15 protein-coding genes and 1 pseudogene are annotated in these 17,698 nt (G+C 74.6%); 6 read left to right on the top strand and 10 right to left on the bottom strand.

The window, feature by feature from the left end; genetic code table 11:
* Positions 1-91: 91 nt before the first annotated feature.
* Positions 92-1,261 carry a 23S rRNA (uracil(747)-C(5))-methyltransferase RlmC gene (rlmC, locus tag AEQ27_RS06590; RefSeq protein WP_054145932.1) on the bottom strand — a complete coding sequence of 390 codons (1,170 nt, stop codon included), beginning with the start codon at positions 1,259-1,261 and terminating at the stop codon, positions 92-94.
* A 61-nt stretch (positions 1,262-1,322) separates the two neighbouring features.
* A complete protein-coding gene (locus tag AEQ27_RS06585; RefSeq protein WP_054145931.1) occupies positions 1,323-2,048 on the bottom strand; it encodes a sulfite exporter TauE/SafE family protein in 726 nt (241 codons plus the stop codon).
* Between the two features lie 146 nt (positions 2,049-2,194).
* Here AEQ27_RS06585 and AEQ27_RS06580 point away from each other — a divergent pair, with 146 nt between their 5' ends.
* The gene (locus tag AEQ27_RS06580; RefSeq protein WP_054145930.1) at positions 2,195-2,506 is read left to right on the top strand and encodes a hypothetical protein; all 312 of its coding nucleotides are present in this window, start codon (positions 2,195-2,197) and stop codon (positions 2,504-2,506) included.
* Between the two features lie 128 nt (positions 2,507-2,634).
* On the opposite strand, the gene AEQ27_RS06575 is transcribed toward AEQ27_RS06580, so the two are convergent.
* The 4 genes and pseudogenes from AEQ27_RS06575 to AEQ27_RS06560 form a co-directional block, all read right to left on the bottom strand.
* Complete coding sequence (locus AEQ27_RS06575) at positions 2,635-3,333, bottom strand: hypothetical protein (RefSeq protein ID WP_054145929.1); 699 nt, start codon at positions 3,331-3,333, stop codon at positions 2,635-2,637.
* 202 nt (positions 3,334-3,535) lie between these two features.
* Positions 3,536-4,243 carry a response regulator transcription factor gene (locus AEQ27_RS06570; protein WP_054145947.1) on the bottom strand — a complete coding sequence of 236 codons (708 nt, stop codon included), beginning with the start codon at positions 4,241-4,243 and terminating at the stop codon, positions 3,536-3,538.
* Entirely contained in the window at positions 4,240-5,646 is a 1,407-nt protein-coding gene (locus AEQ27_RS06565) for a sensor histidine kinase (protein WP_235451003.1), read from the bottom strand. The genes AEQ27_RS06570 and AEQ27_RS06565 overlap by 4 nt, the downstream gene beginning before the upstream one ends.
* Before the next feature lie 92 nt (positions 5,647-5,738).
* Positions 5,739-7,836: pseudogene (locus AEQ27_RS06560) on the bottom strand (serine hydrolase domain-containing protein).
* Positions 7,837-7,971: 135 nt separating this feature from the next.
* Between AEQ27_RS06560 and AEQ27_RS06555 the strand changes: the two are divergent.
* Positions 7,972-8,349 (top strand): hypothetical protein, encoded by a 378-nt coding sequence (locus tag AEQ27_RS06555; RefSeq protein ID WP_152970218.1) that lies wholly within the window; start codon positions 7,972-7,974, stop codon positions 8,347-8,349.
* Between the two features lie 332 nt (positions 8,350-8,681).
* Here AEQ27_RS06555 and AEQ27_RS06550 read toward each other — a convergent pair whose 3' ends face one another.
* Both AEQ27_RS06550 and AEQ27_RS06545 read right to left on the bottom strand, forming a co-directional pair.
* A complete protein-coding gene (locus tag AEQ27_RS06550; protein WP_054145927.1) occupies positions 8,682-9,386 on the bottom strand; it encodes a hypothetical protein in 705 nt (234 codons plus the stop codon).
* Between the two features lie 259 nt (positions 9,387-9,645).
* Positions 9,646-10,482, bottom strand: a complete 837-nt coding sequence (locus AEQ27_RS06545) for an alpha/beta fold hydrolase (protein ID WP_054145926.1) — start codon at positions 10,480-10,482, stop codon at positions 9,646-9,648.
* 174 nt (positions 10,483-10,656) lie between these two features.
* On the opposite strand from AEQ27_RS06545, the gene AEQ27_RS06540 reads away from it, so the two are divergent.
* From AEQ27_RS06540 to AEQ27_RS06530, 3 genes are all read left to right on the top strand, one after another.
* The gene (locus tag AEQ27_RS06540; RefSeq protein WP_054145925.1) at positions 10,657-10,884 is read left to right on the top strand and encodes a heavy-metal-associated domain-containing protein; all 228 of its coding nucleotides are present in this window, start codon (positions 10,657-10,659) and stop codon (positions 10,882-10,884) included.
* Positions 10,881-13,358 (top strand): cation-translocating P-type ATPase, encoded by a 2,478-nt coding sequence (locus AEQ27_RS06535; RefSeq protein WP_082383304.1) that lies wholly within the window; start codon positions 10,881-10,883, stop codon positions 13,356-13,358. The genes AEQ27_RS06540 and AEQ27_RS06535 overlap by 4 nt, the downstream gene beginning before the upstream one ends.
* A 293-nt stretch (positions 13,359-13,651) precedes the next feature.
* Complete coding sequence (locus AEQ27_RS06530) at positions 13,652-13,924, top strand: zinc-ribbon domain-containing protein (RefSeq protein WP_054145924.1); 273 nt, start codon at positions 13,652-13,654, stop codon at positions 13,922-13,924.
* A 121-nt stretch (positions 13,925-14,045) separates the two neighbouring features.
* On the opposite strand, the gene AEQ27_RS06525 is transcribed toward AEQ27_RS06530, so the two are convergent.
* The gene (locus AEQ27_RS06525) at positions 14,046-14,282 is read right to left on the bottom strand and encodes a hypothetical protein (protein WP_152970217.1); all 237 of its coding nucleotides are present in this window, start codon (positions 14,280-14,282) and stop codon (positions 14,046-14,048) included.
* Positions 14,283-14,502: 220 nt separating this feature from the next.
* On the opposite strand from AEQ27_RS06525, the gene AEQ27_RS06520 reads away from it, so the two are divergent.
* On the top strand, positions 14,503-15,735 hold the full coding sequence (locus AEQ27_RS06520) for an ROK family transcriptional regulator (RefSeq protein WP_082383303.1): 1,233 nt from the start codon (positions 14,503-14,505) through the stop codon (positions 15,733-15,735).
* A gap of 145 nt (positions 15,736-15,880) precedes the next feature.
* Here AEQ27_RS06520 and AEQ27_RS06515 read toward each other — a convergent pair.
* The coding region (locus tag AEQ27_RS06515; RefSeq protein WP_152970216.1) for an alpha-galactosidase at positions 15,881-17,698 on the bottom strand (1,818 nt) is incomplete at its 5' end.

Here is a 17,698-nt window from a genome sequence, read left to right as displayed (position 1 = left end):
CCGAGGCTCGTGGTCGAGTGGTCCCGGATCGTCCTTCCGCCGCCGGTGGAGGACGATTCGGGACCACTCGACCGTCGGGGCCGTGCCCGGATCAGCGGCGGCGCAGCAGCGCCATCGCCTCGAGGTGTGGCGTCTGCGGGAACATGTCGAACACCCGCGTGGCGACCACGTCGAACGACGGCATGGCGTCGAGGTCGCTCGCCAGGGTGACGGGGTTGCAGCTCGAGTAGACGACGTGCTCGACGTCCGACCCCTCGAGCCAGCCGGCCAGCGTCGCGCCGATGCCGCGTCGCGGCGGGTTGACGATGACGAGCTCAGGAGGCGCGGTGTCGGCCGCCGACTCCGCGGTCGTCGCGAACCGGGTCGCGTCGTCCGCCGCGAAGCGCACGTGCTCGAGGCCTGCGCGACGGGCGCTGCCCCGGGCGCTGGCCACCGCCTCCTCGCTGGTCTCGATGCCGACGACCTCGCGGTGCGCGTGCCGACTCGTCCGGCCGGCGCCCGGGCGCGCGACGTGCAGGGCGAACCCGCCGACGCCGCAGTAGAGATCCCACACCGTGGCCGGGTCGATCGCGTCGACCCACTCGGCGGCCTGTGCGTAGAGCCCGGCCGCGATCGCCGTGTTCGTCTGGAAGAAGCTCTGGGGCCGTAGCTCGAGATCGACCGCGCCGAGCCGCATGGTGAGCGTCTCGCGGTCGGTGAGCACGATCTCGTCCGCGCCCTCGAGCACGGCCTTGTGCTCGGGCAGCAGGTTGACCGACACGACCGCGACCTGCGGCAGGGCCTCGAGCAGCCAGGGCAGCTCGGCCCGCAGTCGCGGCAGGGCCTGCTCGCTCCGCAGCACGAAGCGCACCATCAGCTCGCCCGAGGGCGACTCGGTCACGTGGACGGACTTCGCCTCGCCGCGGCGGTTCGGCACGTCGTAGGGCAGGGGGCGCGCCCGGGGCACGAACGCCGCCAGCGTCGGCAGCACCGCTTGGATGCCCGCCGTGTGCAGCCCGCCCCCGCGCAGGTCGACACCCTGCCCGCGCCCGTCGAGGATGCCGAGCGTCGGCTCGTCGATCGTGCCGCCGACGACCATCTTCGCCTTGTTGCGGAACCCCGACTCGGGGCTGGTCAGCGTCGGCAGCCAGGCCGCGGGGGCATGTCGCTCGCCGAGGAGGTCGCGGACGCGCGCCTCCTTCTCGGCGACCTGCACCGGGTAGGGGCGGTCGAGGAGCGTGCACGAACGGCACAGTCCCGCGTCGAAGTAGTCGCACTGCATGGCGGGCCGAGGCTAGGCGGGGGGCGCCGGGGGGGGCCCCGCGCCTCCTCGGCGGGGTGGGTCAGAGCTGGGTGGTGCCGCGGACGAGGGCGAGGGCGCTGCCGACGGCGGCGAGCGTCAAGACGAGGATGCGGCCGACCCGGGCGGGCACGCCCTTGCTGAGGGGGTGTCCGACGAACGCGCCGACGAACAGCAGGCCGAGGGCTCCCGCCCACACGGGGACCGGCTCGGAGGGGATGCCCTTCGTCAGCACCGAGGTCAGGTTGACCGCCAGCAGGAACACCTGGCCGGTGCCGACGAACACCTCGCGCGGCCAGCGGTCGCTCGTCGCGTGCACCGTCAACGCCGGGCCGCCGACGCCGGCCGTCACGTTCATGAAGCCGCCCAGCGCCCCGGCGGCGACGGCGCCGACCCGGCCGGGCAGGAGGCGCGCGCGGCTCGAGAACGCCATCACCAGCACTCCGACCAGGGCCAGTGCGCCCACCGCGATGGTCAACGGACCGGTCGGGGCGGTCTGCACGACCCACGCGCCGATCGGGATCGTCACGAGCGCGGGCAGGACGAGGAGGGCCGCCGTCCGCCACCGCACCGTGCGCCAGGTGCTCGCCAGCACGACCAGCGCGAGCACGGCGGCGAGGGCGTTGCCGGCCGGGACGCCGGCCTCGGGGCCGAGCACCACCACGAGGAGGGGCGCGGCGGTGAGCGCGAAGCCGATGCCCGCCATGCGCTGCGTCAAGGCGCCGACCACGATGGCCGCGGCGGCGAGGGCGAGCGTCAGCGGGGTCACGCCGCCACGCTACCGGGCGTGGGTGCGGGGGCGCGGCGCTGTGTGCAAGCAACGGGGCACGACGCCAGGCGATGGGCACAGCGCCAGGACTAGTCGTGGTGCGGTGTCCATCTCGTGGTGCAGTGCGGCGTCAGTAGGGTGGCGGCATGACCGACTCGTCGAAGACCGTCCAGCTGCGCCGTTACGAACTCGTCGAGGGGGTGCTGGACGACTTCGTCGCGTGGTTCACCTCGACGCTGATCCCGGCGCGCCTGTCCGAGGGGTTCGAGATCGAGTTCGCCTACGCCGACCGTGACGCCAACGAGTTCGTCTGGGCCGTCAGCACGCCCGGCGACGCGGCCCGATTCGCCGAGGTCGAGGCCGCCTCCCTGCAGTCCGAGGCGCGTGCGGCCGCGTTCGCCGGCCAGCCCGTGCGCGTCACAGCGCAGCACGCCACGCTCGTCGAGCCCGTCGCCTAGCCCGCTCCGCCTCCACGACACCGCCGAGTGGACAGGACGCCGCCGAACGCCGCGGTGTCTCGTCCACTCGGCGGTTTTCTGCCGGCGCGGCGATCGTCGGTGCGGCGACGGCCCCGGGGCAGGCCCGACTAGAGCGCGTCGACGAACATCTGCGTCGCGAGCGGCACGTTCGTGGCGTTCGACGACGGGTCCCACCCGACGATCGCGACGGCGTCGCCGCCGACCCGGGCGGTCAGGCCGACCAGGGTGAAGCTGCCGCCGCCGACGGTGCCCGTGACGCGCCAGCCGAGCGACTCGTCGGTGCCCGTGAGGGTCGGTTCGGTGGTCTCGACCGTGGTCTGCACGGGCTGGCCCTGCATCGTGAAGAGGGCGGTGCCGTCCGCGCAGCGGGTCAGGGCGTCGGACGCCGCGGCGACCAGGGCCGAGGCCGCGTCGTCGTCACCCGTGCTGGCGACGACGGCGGTCATCGAGCGGTCATTGCTCGTGCCGAACTCGAGCGCACCGTCGGGGGCGGTGTCGTCCCAGCCGACGCCGAACGGGGCGAGGCAGCTCGGATCGCTCGCGGTCAGTCCCGGGTAGACCGAGTCGAGCAGCTGATCGGTCGTGTCGAACTCGTCGGGCACGAACTGGATGCCCGTGAACACGGACGCCAGCTCGGCATCCGAGAGGGCGGCCGAGGACGCCTCGGCGGTCGCCGTGGCCGACGGGCTCGCCGTGGTGGCGGCGCTCGGCGTCGTGGTCGGCTCGTCGCCGGCACCCCCTGAGCACCCGGTCAGCAGCACCGCGAGAGCGGCGGCTCCGACGGGCAGCGTGATCCTGATCGACATGTCGTCCCCTCCGTCCGGGCACCCCCGTGGCCCCGCGACGCCCCGAGGCTATCAGCGGGCCGTGGCTCCAGGACGGCCCGCGCGTCGAGCCGGGACGACCCGGGTGTCGCACCCCGGACCGAACGACGCACCGCCGAGATGGGCGGTGCGACGTTCGGACGGCGGTGCGACGTGGGCGGCCGACGGATGGACGCCCCGGGCCTCAGGGCAGCAGGCCCGAGCGGTAGGCCCAGACGACGGTCTGCAGCCGGTCGCGGGTGCCGAGCTTGGTCGTGATGCGGGTGAGGTGCGACTTGACCGTGCTCGTCTCGACCACCAGGCGCTCGCCGATCTCGTCGTTCGACAGCCCCTCGCCGAGCAGGCGGACGAGCTCGCGCTCGCGCTCCGTCAGGACGTCGGGCGACGGTTCGACCGCCGACGTCCGCCGGCGACGCGTGAACTCGGCGATCCCCCGCCGCGTGGTGGCGCCGTCGATCGCCGCGCGACCCGAGGCCAGTGCCCGGACCGCACCGCCGACCGCGCCGGGCGCGACGGCCTTCAGCACGAACCCGCTCGCGCCCGCCTCGAGGGCGCCGAAGACGTACTCGCCGAGGTCGAGGGTCGTGGCGCCGAGGCCCGCCGGGGCGCCCGCCGACCCGACCCGCGCCTCCTGCCCGTCTACGGAGGCCACCCCGGCATCCCCGGGCCCGACGCGGGCGTCGACGATGGCCCGCGTCGCCTCGATCCCGTCGCCGCCGGGCATGCGCACGTCCATCACGACGACGTCGGGGCGGGTGCGCCGAACGACCCCGACCGCCCCGCGCCCGCCGGACGCCTCGCCGACGACCTCGATGCCGCCCGCCGTCTCGAGCACGACCCGGAAACCGGTGCGCACGATCGCCTGGTCGTCGACCAGCACGACCCGGATCATTCCGCGCCCCCGCCGGAGGGCCCCGCGCCGGGTCCGGGTGTCGCAGCGGGGGGCACGGTGGGCGCCGCCGGCCCGGCGTCGGCCACGGCCCCGGCCGGCGGCGCGGGCCGCCCCCGCCACCGACCCTCGGCGGTCGCCCCGGGGTCGAGCCGTCCACCGACCAGGTCGGCCCGCTCGCGCATGCCGACCAGCCCGAAGCCGCCGCCCCCCGACGTGTCACGGACGACGGGCAGGTCGTTCTCGACGACGATCACGAGGGACCCGGCCGTGGCGCGCAGGCGCAGCTCGACCGGCGCCCCCGGCGCGTGCCGACGGGCGTTGACCAGCGCCTCTTGCACCGTGCGGTAGGCCGTCACGTCGGCGAGCGGGGCCAGCGACGGCAGCGTGCCGTCGACGTGCGAGTCGACGACCGCCCCGGAGGCGCGGGCCTGGTCGACGAGGTCGCCCACGTCCCCGAGGCCGGGCACGGGGACGGTGCCGCTCGGCCCGTCGCCGGTCTCACGGAGGATGCCGACGATCGACCGCAGCGCGTCGAGCGTCTCGCGGCCCTGGGCGCGGACGCTGCGCAGGGACTCCTTGGCGCGCTCGGGGTCGCCGTCGACGAGGCGTTCGGCGGCACCCGCCTGAACGACGAGCCCGGTGAGGTGGTGGGCGGCGACGTCGTGCAGTTCCCGGGCCATGCGGGTGCGCTCGGCGGCGACCGCGGCACGGGTGAGCGTCGCCTGGTGCTCGACGCTCTCGGCCGCGCGGGCCCGGGCGTCGCGATCGTGTGCACGGCGCAGGGCCACCCACGAGCCGACGGCGGCGCTCACGCCGTTGATCAGCACCGCACTGGCGACGAGGGCGAGCGCCTCGACGACGACGCCGACCTCGCCGAGCCCGGCGGGGGCACCGAGCTGGTCCTTGACGAGGGCCGAGGCACCGACGGCGGCACCCACGGCCTCGATGCCGACGGCGGCGAGCACCACTCCGACGACGGCCCGGGTGGGCCGCAGGGTGGCGACCGTGTACGCCGTGACGACCGGGGCGGCCGTCCACAGGGCGAGCCCGGTCGGCAGGACCGCGAGCAGGGCGGCCTGGAGGACGGCGACCGCGAGCAGGGCCGTGACGGGTCGGACGCGCCGGAGCGCCAGGGGCACGTGCTGGACGAGCGCCAGCACGATCACGGCGACGACCTGGGCGGTCGGGATGCTGCGGTTCGCGCCGTAGAACTCGCCCGCCGCGAGCAGCGTCGCGAGGAAGGCGATCGTGACGAGCGCCCAGACGCCGGCGAGGGCGACGTCGCGACCGAGCACCGTGTGCACGCCGAGCCGGTCGAGGACGCGGCGCACCGTGTCGACCCCGGGGCCGGGCCGGTCGACGACCCCCGCCGCGGTGGGCGAGGGGTCAGGGTGCGTGGTCACGGTCCGAGCATGCCAGGTGCCGCGGCCCTCCCGGCCCCGGGCCGACGACGGCTGTGCACCGTCGGCCCGGGTGTCGCGCTGGGGGCGGGCCATCAGAAGCTCACGCTCGGGGCGATGAGGCGGAAGCCGAAGGCGAAGCCGGCGAGCACGACGAGCGACACGAGGACGAGCACGCGTCCGGTCACCACGGCCCAGCCGCGACGGTCGCGCACGGCCCCCCAGGCGACCAGGGCGGCCGGCACGATCGCGACGACGCCGAGCAGTTGAAGCCCCTGCAGCCCGCGCAGGGTCACGGCCGACACGTCGGCGAACGCCATGGCCTGCACCGCGACGGCGGCCCCGCCGACGAGGGCCAGCAGCGTCGCCGCCTGCCCCAGACGGGAGAGCAGCAGGGTGCGGTCACGACGACGCGGGGTGGTGGCGACCGTCCCGGCCGTCGTGCCGGCGCGGAGGTCGCGACGTCGGCGTCCGACCCCGGCCAGGGCGGTGGCCGGCCAGACGATCATCGACGCGAGCAGCACCACGACGGCCAGGAGCACGCCCGGCAGCACGGCCGAGGCCGCCTGCCAGGGCTGCGCCCGCAGCATGGTGAAGGAGGCGCCCCACGAGATCGCCTCGACCGTCGCGTCCCCGTCGGTGCCGGCGGTCCGCGTCGCGAGCAGGGCGTCTCCGCCGATTTCGCGCCACAGGTCGGTCCCGACCTTCTCGTAGACGCCGGTGGTGACGCCGAGCGGCTTCGGGGTGACGGCGACCGTGCCGTCCGAGCGGGGCACGACCGTGGTCTGACCACTCAGGGCGAGCAGGGCGCCGGGGTTGGTGACGGGGGAGCGCGACGAGAGGTACGTGCCGGCCAGGTCGGCCGCGACGGGCCCGTCGTCCGGGGCCGCGCCGGAGCCGGTGCCCGAGGCGGACGAATCGGCGGTGGCCGCGTCACGCAGGTAGCGGTCGGCGAAGCCCTGCAGCACCGTGGTGCGCAGGTCGAGGGACGCCGTGGCCGAGCGTCCGCTGCCGTTCATGCTGAGGAAGATGCCGGTGTCGTGCTCGGGGAACATCCGCATCGCCGAGTGGAAGACCTGCGTGTCGCCGTCGTGACCGAAGGCGGCCAGACCGGGCGTGCTGTCGTCGAAGAACGCGAGGTCCATGCGCTGGCCGGCGACGAGCGTGCCGAGGTCGTCGGCGTCGAGGGCGGGGCGGTGCATCTCGGCGAGCGTGTCGGGCTGCAGCAGCGCCTGGTCGTCCGGGAGGTCGCCGAGCTGGGCGAGCATGAAGCGGGCCATGTCGGTCGCGGTGGCCGACATCGCACCGGCCGGTGCCGCGTTGACGACCTCGGTGGCCACGGCGGGCTTGGAGCGTCGGGGTAGCCGTGCGCCCGGCGGGCGGCGTGGGCGGGGGCAGCGGCTGGGCGAACGACGACGAGGTCATGCCGGCTCGGTCGAAGACGTCCTGCTGCAGCAGCTCGGCGAACGGGACGCCGCTGACGCGCTCGGCGACGTAACCGGCCAGGGTGGCTCCGTAGTTGGAGTACGCCGGCGTCGTCCCGGGCGTGAACACCTGGGCGGGAGGGGCGTCCGAGACGGCCTCGCGCAACGTCTTCTCGCTGCCGGGGGGGCCGATCAGCCCGGCGATGACCTCCTCGAAGCCCGCCGTGTGGGTGAGCAGGTGCCGCAGGGTGACGGCACCCTTCGGGGTGTCGAGGTCGAAGTCGAGGTACTGCTGCACGTCGGCGTCGAGGTCGAGGTCGCCCTTCTCGACGAGCTGCATGATCGCCGTCGCCGAGACCACCTTCGACACCGAGCCGACGCGGAACAGCGTGCGCTCGGGGTCGACGGCCTCGGCGGGCGTCTCGCCGGTGCCGGTGTCGGCCATGCCGTAGCCGCGGGCGGTGAGCAGCTTCCCGTCGGCGACGACCGACACGGTCGCGCCCGGGATGCCGGTGGTCTGCAGTGCCGAGCCGACGGCTCCGTCGAGCCACGAGTCGACGTCGTCCTGCGTGAGGGAGTGCCCGCCGGGCTGGTGCTGCGGCGGTGCAGGAGGCGCGGGGTCGGCGGTCGCGCCCGTCGCCCCGGACGCGCACCCGGCGAGCGTCACGCCCAGGGCGACGACGGCCGCGGCGGCGAGGGTCTTTCGGACGAGGAGGCGCGGGTGGCGCCGTCGGGACGGAGGGGCTTCTCGAGTCGGTGTCGTGATCATGTCTCTACGCTCGCGGCTGCGCCGCCGCGACACCGGGTGCAGGAGTCGGGACCTCGCGTACGACTTTCGTCGTACGCCGTCCCCGCCCGGCCCCCGCCGGGCCCGGCGTCGGTGGTCGCGCCTACGGTCACCGACATGGGCGTGCAGACGAAGTTCGAGAACGCGCGGGCGGCACTGCGCAAACCGCCGGCCGAGCACCCGTGCGCGATCCCGCCGATCCCGGGCGGGCAGGGGTTGTGGCTGATCCGGCAGGGCGAGGCGGCTCCGCTCGGCTACGTGCGCCAGCGGCCGGTCACGGGCGGCTTCGCGTTCGACGTCTACGCCCACTGCCGCGACGAGGGCGGGCGTCGGCCGTGGTTGCACACGGCGTCGTCGCTGAACTCGGCCGTCGCGTGGACGCTGCAGCACGACGCCGACGTCCGTGCGCTCATCGCCCGCAGCACGGCCGAGCCCGCCCCGTGGCCGCCCGCCGCGCCTCCCGAGCCTGCAGCCGGTCGCCGTCGCACCTCGTGATCAGGCGGCCGCACCCCGCGAACCGCACGCGCGGCGCCCGCGCCCGAAGAACCCCGTTCCGTGCGATGAACCACGAAGCTTCGTGGTTCATGGCACGGAACGGGGTTCGCGACGGCCGGGCCGGGCCACGTCGCCCGATGCGGTCGGGTGGGCGGGCACCCAGGGGGTGATCCGGTACGTAGCGGATCAGCCGACACGGAAAAACCCCGCCCCGTGCGTGAGCACGAGGCGGGGTCCACCGGGATCGCCGACCCCGTCGAGCAGGACGGGGCCGGTGCGTCGTCACGGAGACGACCCGGGGATCGGGCCGGCGGCAGCCGGCCCGACGGGTACTACTCCGTGGCGGCGGTGATCTTCGCGACGCCGACGAGCATCTCGTCCTGGACGGCGTCGGTCTTGAAGGTCTGGTTCAGCAGCGCGGCGGCGTCGGGGCTGATGTGGACGGTGGTGCCCTCGAGGACGGCGTTGGCGCCTTCCATCTGGATGGGCTTCAGGGTGCCGCCCCAGAGGTTGAACAGGTAGGCGTCCTCGGCGGCGACGGTGCCGTTGGCCGTGACGGTGCCGTAGAGCTTCGACTCGCCCGGGTCGATGCGGAAGTCGGTGAGTTCGACGACGGTGCCGTCGGCCGAGGTCAGCGACAGGCCGGAGCCGTCGTGGTCGATCTCGCCCTGGACGTAGGGGCGGACGTCGCTGTCGGGGCCGTAGTAGTCGACGTTGCCGCCGGTGATCGGGAACGAGAAGGTTCCGTCGGTGAAGGTCGCGGTGCCCACGACGCCGGGGGTCAGGCCGAGCGAGGTGATCGCGTCGACGAAGGACTGGTCGACGGCGACCTGGGTGTCGACACCGTTGCTGAGGTCGGCGATCGACGCGGCGGGCGTCGACGCGGCCGACGGCTCGGACGAGGACGACGACGTCGACGAGGTGTCCGTCGCGGTGCCCGAGTTGGACGAGCAGGCGGCGAGGGAGAAGATCAGGGCGCCGGAGGCGGCGATGCCGAAGGCGGCTTTCGTGATGCGCTTGCGAGTGAAGGCGTTCATGGTGGAGCTCCTTGTCTGTTGGTCCCGGTGGGGATGTACAGGGTTCGCCACCGGGCGCGGAAAAGATTGGACCCGTTCCACTTCGTTACCCGCCCGTGACCTTCACCCCCGAACGGGGGGCGAGGGTGCACGACGGGTCGAGTCGGACGCGCAGGAGGTTCCGAACCGGACGCGCAGGAGGCGCGGTGCCGGTCTCGGGGACCGGCACCGCGCCTCCTGGGGTCGCGTCGCGAGCGGCTGCAGCCGCCCGTGGTGGTGCCTACTTCTTGAGGAACTCCAGCACGACGCGGTTGAACTCGTCGGCGTCGCTGACGTTGGCGCCGTGCGGTGCGCCGGCGATCACGTGCAGCTCGGACCCGGCGACGGCCGCGTGCGTCCGTGCACCCGATCCCTCGTAGGGCACGGTCGCGTCGCCGTCGCCGTGGATGACCAGCGTCGGCACGGTGACCTTGGTCAGGTCGTCACGGAAGTCGGTGTTGGCGAACGAGGCCATGGCCTCGAGCGCCGCGGTCTTGTTCGCCTGCTTCGCGAGTCGCAGGGCGTCCTGGCGGTCGGCCTCGGAAACCTTGAGCACGCCGTCGACCGAGAAGAAGCCGGTCGTGAAGTCCTCGTAGAACGCGTCCTCGTCCTTGGTCAGGCCGGCCGTCATGTCGGCGGCGGCCTCCTTGGTGAGGGGGCCGTCGGGGTTGTCGTCGGTCTTCATCAGGTACGGCGGCACGGCCGAGGCGAAGACGACGCTGTGCAGGCGCTCGGTGCCGTATTTGCTGAAGTAGCGCGCGACCTCGCCGCCGCCCATCGAGAAGCCGACGAGCGTGACGTCGTCGAGGTCGAGCTCGGTGAGGACGGTGTGCAGGTCCTCGGTCAGGTGGTCGTAGTCGTAGCCCGTCTTGGGCTTGTCGCTGCGTCCGAAGCCGCGGCGGTCGTAGGTGACGACGCGGTAGCCGGCGTCGGCGAACGCGGGGACCTGCTTGCTCCAGGACTCGCCCGAGAGGGGCCAGCCGTGGATCAGGACGACGGTGCGGCCCGTGCCGCCGGTGTCGTCGACGTGGAGGTTCGTGTCCTTGAAGAGGCCGTGGTGTGCGGTGATCTCGGTCATGGTCGGGTGCCTTCTCTCTCCCGCCGTCCTGGCGGGTCCGTCTCCGTTCGTAGTCCGCCACCCCGGGCGCCGCCTCGACGCGGAGGCATCTCGGAGGTGGGGGACAAGAGCGGACACCCCTGGCATCGATACCCCTAGGGGGTATAACCTGAGGGCCGATCGAGAGGACCGAGCATGACCGACACCACCATCACCACCCTGCAGGTCGACGGCATGACCTGCGAGCACTGTGTCGCGAGCGTCACCGAGGAGCTCTCCGAGGTCGACGGCGTCGACTCGGTCGAGGTCGACCTCAACCCGGGCGGCGCGTCCACCGTCTCGGTCCAGGCCGACGCCACCGTCGAGCACGACCAGCTGCGGGCCGCCGTCGAAGAGGCCGGCTACCAGCTCTCCGCGCGATGACCACCGCAGGAGGCGCGGGCCGGCCGGGCGGGAGCGTCCCGCGGGGCACCGTCCCGCCTGCCGCCGGGCAGCCCGGTGCCGTGCAGCCCGGCGCGGTGCAGTCGGACGCTGTGCCGCTCGACGCCGTGCAGCTGGACATCACCGGCATGACCTGCGCCTCCTGCGCGAACCGCATCGAGCGCAAGCTCAACAAGCTCCCCGGCGTCGAGGCGTCGGTCAACTACGCGACCGAGAAGGCGCACGTGCGGGTCGTGGCCGGTGCGGCCGGTGACGCACGCGACGGCGACCCCGTCGCGCCCGACGTCGACGCGCTCATCGCCACGGTGGCCGCCGCGGGGTACGGGGCCACCGTGCCCGCGCCTCCTGCGTCCTCGACCGCCGCGGCCGACGGCTCGTCCGACGCGTCCCCGGACGCCCGGGCCGCGGAGGTCGACGTCCTCCGCCGCCGCACCCTCGTCAGCGCCGCCCTCGCCCTGCCCGTCGTCGTGCTCTCGATGGTGCCGGCCCTGCAGTTCGCGAACTGGCAGTGGCTCGCGCTGACCCTGGCCGCACCGGTCGCCGTCTGGGGTGCCTGGCCCTTCCACCGCGCCGCCGCGGTGAACGCCCGCCACGGTGCCGCGACCATGGACACCCTCGTCAGCGTCGGCGTGATCGCCGCCTTCGCCTGGTCGCTCTGGGCGCTCTTCTTCGGCGACGCCGGGCGGCCCGGCATGCACATGTCGTTCAGCCTGGTGGCGACCCACGGCGGCCCGACCGAGCTCTACCTCGAGGTCGCCGCGGCCGTGACGGTGTTCATCCTGCTCGGGCGCTGGCTCGAGGCCCGAGCCAAGCGCCGCTCGGGCGAGGCCCTGCGCGCCCTGCTCGAGCTCGGCGCCAAGGAGGCCACCGTGCTGCGCGACGGTCAGGAGGCGCGGGTCGCCACCGCGGGTCTGGTGCCCGGCGACCTCGTGGTCGTCCGTCCGGGCGAGGCGATCGCCAGCGACGCCCTCGTGCGCGAGGGCACCTCGGCGGTCGACCTGAGCATGCTCACCGGCGAGTCGGTGCCGGTCGAGGTGGGCCCGGGCGACCGCGTGGGCGGTGCGACCCTCAACGTCGGCGGGCGCCTGCTCGGCGGGATCCCCCGGGTCGGGGCCGCCCCCGGGCGCGCCCGCCTCGGACGTCTCGTCGAGGAGGCGCAGAGCGGCAAGGCCGAGGTGCAGCGGCTGGCGGGCCGGGGGTCGGCCGGGTTCGTGCCGGTCGTGGTCGGGCTGGCCGGGCTGACCGTCGTCGGGTGGCCCGCGTTCGGCGGGCCGGTCGCCGGGGCCGGTCCCGGGGCCGGCGGTTCCGGTGCCTTCTTCACCGGGTCGCTGCAGACCGCGTTCACCGCCGCCGTCGCCCCGCTGATCGTCGCCTGCCCGTGCGCGCTGGGGCTCGCGACGCCGCCCGCACTGCTCGTCGGCACGGGCCGCGGCTCGCAGCTCGGCATCGTGATCCGCGGGCCGCAGGTGCTCGAGCGCACCCGCACGGTCGACACGATCGTCCTCGACAAGACCGGGACGGTCACGACGGGACGCATGAGCGTCCGCGAGGTGGTCGTGGAGGCCGTCGTGGGCGATGCACGGTCCGTCGAGGCCGACGACGTCCTGGCCCGGGCCGCCGCCGTCGAGTCCGGCTCGGAGCACCCGGTCGCCCGGGCGATCGAGGCCGAGGCCGCCCGACGCGGGGTCGTCGTCCCGTCCGTCGAGCAGTTCGCCGCCCACGCCGGGGCCGGCGTGCAGGCCCTCGTCGACGACACGCTCGTGCTCGTCGGCCGCCCCGGGTGGTTGGCCGACGAGTGGTCGGTCACCGCGCCTCCTGACCTCGAGACGGCGTTCGCCGCGGCCGAGGCGACCGGAGCGACCCCCGTCGCCGTCGCCTGGGACGGTCGGGTTCGCGGTGTCGTCACCGTCGCCGACACCGTGAAGCCCGGGGCGCGGGAGGCCGTCGAGCGGTTCCGCGGGCTGGGCCTGACGCCCGTGCTGCTGACCGGCGACAACGCGGGCGCGGCCCGGCACGTCGCGGCGCAGGTCGGCATCGCCGCGGCGGACGTGATCGCGCAGGCGACCCCGCAGCAGAAGGTGGAGGCGGTGGCCCGGTTGCAGGCGGACGGTCGCGTCGTCGCCATGGTCGGCGACGGCGTCAACGACGCGGCGGCCCTCGCGACGGCCGACCTCGGCATCGCCCTGGGGACGGGCACGGACGCGGCGATCGCGGCCGGAGACCTGACCGTCGTCAGCGGCGAGCTCGCCGGGGTGGCCGACGCCATCCGGTTGTCGCGGGCGACCCTGGGCACGATCAAGGGCAACCTGTTCTGGGCTTTCGCCTACAACGTCGCGGCGATCCCGGTCGCGATGCTCGGACTGCTCAACCCCGTGCTGGCCGGCGCGGCGATGGCGGCGTCGTCGGTGTTCGTCGTGACGAACAGCCTGCGCCTGCGGCGGTTCCGCGCCGGGTGAGGTGGGGCGGGCACGTGCCGCACCTCCTGCTGAACGTCGCCCCGCCTGTTTCGGCGGCGCGATGTTCATTCCGTGGTGCGATCACCCACAGGCTGCCTGCGCCGGAACGACCCCCGGGCATGGCGAAGCCCGAGACCGCACAACCGATCTCGGGCTTCGATGCGCTCTCCGTGAAGAGAACCAGGGACCCACCAGAGATCCCGCTTCATCTGATCGAAAGTGTGATCCCATGACGATCGACGTGCACACGTCGGCGTCACAGGTGGGGCCCCGGTCCCGCCTAGGGTGAGCGCATGATCATCTTCGGCACCAAGGGCACGAGCGCCCTGCTGGGCGTCCTCTTCTTCGTCTGCCGGGTCTGCGGCAACGAGGCCGCGCAGCGCCTGGTCAAGCACCGTCGGTGGTTCACGCTGTTCTTCATCCCGGTGATCCCGTACTCGACGAAGCACGTCTACACCTGCGCCTACTGCGGCGCGGGCACCGAGCTCGACGCCGAGGCGGCCGGGCGCTTCCAGGCCGACGCCGAGCACGCGGCGGCCACGCGCGGCGGCCGACCGCAGGACTGACCGACCGCTCGGCCGCACACAGCCGAACACCACCGACGGGACAGGACACCGCGGTGTTCCGGGGTGTTCTGTCCCGTCGATGGTGCTCCGGCACGGGAAGCGCAGGAGGCGCGGCGCGCGGTCAGGGCAGCGCGCGGTACCAGCCGGCCACGCGGGCACGGAGGCCGACGGAGTGGGACCGGCGCCGCGCCTCCTCGGGGGCGTCGGCGACGACCGGGACGAAGCCGACGGTCGAGCACGAGGTGCAGACGAGCACGTGGCGGTGCACCGAGAGGGCCGTGCCGTAGAACGGGTTGGGCTCGCGACGGGTCGGCGCGGCGCACAACGTGCAGAGGGGCAGTTCGCGCGTTTCGTCCATGAGGGTCACCACGACTCATGTTCGGCCACGAGGGGGTGGTCGGTTGTCCCCCAATTCGGGTGGCGGGGTACGCAGCCCCGTCCGGGCCGGGCTCGACCCACACGGCGCGGCCCCGACGCCGCCCGATCGGTCCCGACCCGACCCGACCCACCCGGCCCATCGGCCCACCGGCCCCCCGGTCACGACCAGGAGGCGCGGGTCGGCTGCATAGGATCGTCGCGTGACGGACTCCCACGATCTCGGGCAGGGCGATCTCGAGCACGGGGCCCTCGGGCAGGCCGGCGGCAGCTGGTCGCCGCTGGCCGGGAGCGCCCAGGCCGTGGTGCTCGACATCCTCGTGCACGGTGCCCGCCCGCGCACCGAGCTCGCGGCCCGGCTCGGCCTGTCGGGCCCGAGCCTCACGCGCATCACCAAGCCCCTGCTCGAGAGCGGGCTGCTGGTCGAGCGAGCCTCCCTCGCGCCGTCCGGCTCGGGTCGGCCCTCGGTCCCGCTCGACCTCGACCCGGATGCGCACCACTTCGTCGGCGTCAAGCTGACCCGCGACCGCCTCTTCGTCGTCGTGACCGACCAGCGGGGACGGGTGCTGGGGGAGCACGACGAACCCCTGCCCGACCCGTCGCCCGCGGCGGTCGTGGGCCAGGTCACGGCGGTCGTGGCCGCGGCCCGGGCCCGGGACGATCGCATCCGCGCGGTCGGCGTGACCGTCGGCGGACAGGCCGGCGACCGTGCGCACGTGCGGCACGCACCGTTCCTCGGCTGGGACGACGTGCCCCTCGCCGACCTGCTGACCGCCCCGACCGGCCTGCCGACCTGGGTCGAGAACGACGTGCGCGCGCTGACCCAGGCCGAGCACTGGTTCGGTGAGGGACGCGGGCTGCGGTCGTTCGCCCTCGTCACGATCGGCGCGGGCGTGGGACTCGGCCTCGTCGCCGCGGGCGAGGTGCTCGGCGGGGCGCACTCGTCGGCGGGGAGAATCGGACACCAGCGGATCGTGGTGCCGGTGCCGGTGCCGGTGCCGGTGCCCGCCCCTACCGACGCGTCGGCCCCGACTTGCGACCTCGGCCACCACGACTGCGCCGGGGCGTTCCTCACGGTCGCCGCGGTCGAGGCCGCCGCCGTCCGGGCCCTCGGCCGCCCGGTCGCCTACGACGACCTGCTCGCCCTCGCCGCCGACGGACACGAGGCGGCGCGGGTCGTCGTCGCCACCGCCGCCGACGTCCTGGGGCAGCTGATCGCGGGCGTCCTGAACGTGCTCGACCCCGAGGTGGTCCTGCTGTCGGGCGAGGGCGTGCGGCTCGCGACCGTCGGCGGTGCCGCGGTCGACGCCGCCATCGAGCGCGGCGTGCATCCGACGGCTCCGCCGCCGCGACTGCTCGTCCAGGAGTTCCACTTCGACGAGTGGGCCCGCGGCGCCGCCGCCGTCGCGATCCAGATGCACGCGCTCGGTCGCTGACGCGGCCCTCTCCCCGGAAGGCGGCCCGCGCCTCCTGCCTGCCCCACGCCTCCGACCCGTCGCGAACCCCGTTCCGTGCGACGAACCACGCCCTCCGAGGTCATCGCACGGAACGGGGGTCGTCGGCACCGGGGGCCGCCCGCGCTCAGTCCTCGGCGGTGACCCGCTGCAGCCCGGCGCGTTCGGGGAAGGACGACGCCGCCGGCGGCCCGGCGGCCGCCAGTGCGCGCCCGTCGAGCACGATCCCCGGGTACGCGCCGCCCTCGTCCGCGGCACCCCACCACGGCGGCGGTGTCAGGCCCTGGTCCGGCGCCCCGACGGTCACGGGCGCCACGCGGTACCGCCGCTCGGGGTCGAGCCCGGGCAGCGTGACCCGGCCGAGCGGTGCCACGTCCGATCGTCCGACGTAGGCGAGGAAGAACAGGGCCTCGCTCGCGTCGGCGGCGACCGAGCCGTAGACCAGCAGCGACGGGTCGGTCCCGTCGACCCGCACGACGTCGCCCGTGTGCATCAGCCGGCGGTGCTCCTTGTAGAGGGCGATCCACGCGGCGAGGTCGCGGTTCTCGGCGTCGGTCGCCCGGGCGAGGTCCCACTCGATGCCGAGGTGGCCGAACAGGGCGGTGCCGGCCCGGAACGACAGCTCGTGCCAGCGGCCGGTCGAGTGGCTGACGCCCGAGGCGATGTGCGAGCCGAGCAGCTCGGGTGGCAGCAGCTGCATCGTCCAGCGGTTCATCTGCTGCCGGTCGAGCGGGTCGATGCAGTCGCTGACCCAGACGCGGTCGGTGCGCTCGAGCACGCCGAGGTCGACGCGGGCGCCGCCGGACGAGCACGACTCGATCTCGAGCCCGGGGAACCTCGCCTTGAGCTCGTCCATCAGCCGGTACGCCGCGAGGGTCTGCTCGTGGACGCCCGCCGCGCCGGTGGGCCAGGTGCCGGCGTCGACGAGGTCGCGGTTGTGGTCCCACTTCAGGTAGGCGATGTCGTACTCGGTGAGGATCGCCGTCATCTGGCCGAGCACGTGCTCGAACGCCCCGGGGACGCCGAGGTTCAGCACCTGCTGGTCGCGCGACCGCGGGGGCAGGCGGTCGCCGGTCTGCAGGAGCCACTCGGGGTGCTCCCGGGCGAGGTCGCTGTCCTCGTTGACCATCTCGGGCTCGAACCAGAGGCCGAACTCCATGCCGAGGCCCGTGACGTGGTCGATCAGCGGCGAGAGGCCGTCGGGCCAGACGTCGGCGTCGACCACCCAGTCGCCGAGGCCGGCGTGGTCGTCGCGGCGGCCCTCGAACCATCCGTCGTCGAGCACGTACCGTTCGACGCCGAGGGCGGCGGCCCGGTCGGCCAGGTCGCGCAGGCGCGCCAGGTCGTGGTCGAAGTAGACGGCCTCCCAGACGTTGATCGTCATCGGGCGCGGGCGGGTCGGGTGCTGCTCGCGGGAGCGCAGCCACCGGTGGAACCGTCGGGCCTGGTCGTCGAGGCCGTCGCCGTACGAGCCGAAGACCCACGGGCTGCGGTACGACTCGCCCACCTCGAGCCGCAGCTCGCCCGGCAGCAGCAGCTCGCCGCCGCCCAGCACCTGCGCGCCGGTCGACAGGCGTTCGGCGTAGTGCCGGTGGTTGCCGCTGAACCCGACGTGCAGGCCCCAGACCTCGCCCGAGCCCGCGCCGAAGCCGAAGCCGGGCACGCCGACGCTCAGCACGGTGGCGGCGTCGGGGCCGGTGCGTCCCTTGCGTCCCTCGCGCTCGTGCGCGCCGACGACGAGCTCGCGGCGCTGCGGCGTGCGCTCCTTGCCCCAGCGGCCCGCGAAGTCGAGGACCTCGCGGGCTCGCGGCGGCACCGGCAGGGCCAGGTGCAGGTCGGTGAGCGTGTAGACGTCGGCGGCGGTGCTCGCGGCCCCGGCGGGGCCCCCGGCCCTCCTGCCCCCCGCGCTCCCCGGCCGTGCCGGTCGCCCTGCAGGCTCCGCCGA

It is taken from the genome of Frigoribacterium sp. RIT-PI-h (genome assembly GCF_001297205.1).
In the GTDB taxonomy this organism is placed as follows: Bacteria; Actinomycetota; Actinomycetes; order Actinomycetales; family Microbacteriaceae; genus Frigoribacterium.
This window is presented reverse-complemented; position numbering and strand designations above follow the sequence as displayed.

Excerpts from the sequence above, each read along its gene's own strand:
- rlmC (WP_054145932.1), bottom strand. The coding sequence starts at position 1,261 with ATGCAGTGCGACTACTTCGACGCGGGACTGTGCCGTTCGTGCACGCTC.
- AEQ27_RS06580 (WP_054145930.1), top strand. The coding sequence starts at position 2,195 with ATGACCGACTCGTCGAAGACCGTCCAGCTGCGCCGTTACGAACTCGTC.
- AEQ27_RS06575 (WP_054145929.1), bottom strand. The coding sequence starts at position 3,333 with ATGTCGATCAGGATCACGCTGCCCGTCGGAGCCGCCGCTCTCGCGGTG.
- AEQ27_RS06570 (WP_054145947.1), bottom strand. The coding sequence starts at position 4,243 with ATGATCCGGGTCGTGCTGGTCGACGACCAGGCGATCGTGCGCACCGGT.
- AEQ27_RS06555 (WP_152970218.1), top strand. The coding sequence starts at position 7,972 with ATGGGCGTGCAGACGAAGTTCGAGAACGCGCGGGCGGCACTGCGCAAA.
- AEQ27_RS06550 (WP_054145927.1), bottom strand. The coding sequence starts at position 9,386 with ATGAACGCCTTCACTCGCAAGCGCATCACGAAAGCCGCCTTCGGCATC.
- AEQ27_RS06545 (WP_054145926.1), bottom strand. The coding sequence starts at position 10,482 with ATGACCGAGATCACCGCACACCACGGCCTCTTCAAGGACACGAACCTC.
- AEQ27_RS06540 (WP_054145925.1), top strand. The coding sequence starts at position 10,657 with ATGACCGACACCACCATCACCACCCTGCAGGTCGACGGCATGACCTGC.
- AEQ27_RS06535 (WP_082383304.1), top strand. The coding sequence starts at position 10,881 with ATGACCACCGCAGGAGGCGCGGGCCGGCCGGGCGGGAGCGTCCCGCGG.
- AEQ27_RS06530 (WP_054145924.1), top strand. The coding sequence starts at position 13,652 with ATGATCATCTTCGGCACCAAGGGCACGAGCGCCCTGCTGGGCGTCCTC.
- AEQ27_RS06525 (WP_152970217.1), bottom strand. The coding sequence starts at position 14,282 with ATGGACGAAACGCGCGAACTGCCCCTCTGCACGTTGTGCGCCGCGCCG.